This is a genomic window from Pseudomonas sp. FSL R10-1350 (assembly GCF_009600525.1).
Taxonomy (GTDB): domain Bacteria; phylum Pseudomonadota; class Gammaproteobacteria; order Pseudomonadales; family Pseudomonadaceae; genus Aquipseudomonas; species Aquipseudomonas helleri.
Map to the genome: position 1 here is coordinate 1 of NZ_WIVR01000216.1, position 310 is coordinate 310.

Here is a 310-nt window from a genome sequence, read left to right on the forward strand (position 1 = left end):
GCGGCACCTATCGAGCGGTATACACGGTCGAGTTTGCGGAAGCGGTGTTCGTCCTACACTGCTTCCAGAAGAAGAGCAAGAGCGGAATCGCCACGCCAAAGGCCGACATGGACATCATCCGCGCTCGGCTGAAGGTGGCCGAGGTATTGGCACAGGAGCTACGAAATGCAAAAACGAATCATTGAAGGCGTCGAGGTTCAGCGCAGCTCGGGCAACGTCTTTGCCGACCTTGGACTGCCTGACGCTGAAAAGCTCAAGATCAAGACCGGCCTGGTGGTCGAGATCAGGAGGGCCATGCGCGCCCTTGGGC

At 58.7% G+C, this 310-nt stretch carries 1 protein-coding gene; it reads left to right on the plus strand.

What is annotated here, in order from left to right; genetic code table 11:
* The coding region (locus GHO25_RS25905) for a type II toxin-antitoxin system RelE/ParE family toxin (protein ID WP_178110266.1) at nt 1-185 on the plus strand (185 nt) is incomplete at its 5' end.
* Between the last annotated feature and the right edge of the window lie 125 nt (nt 186-310).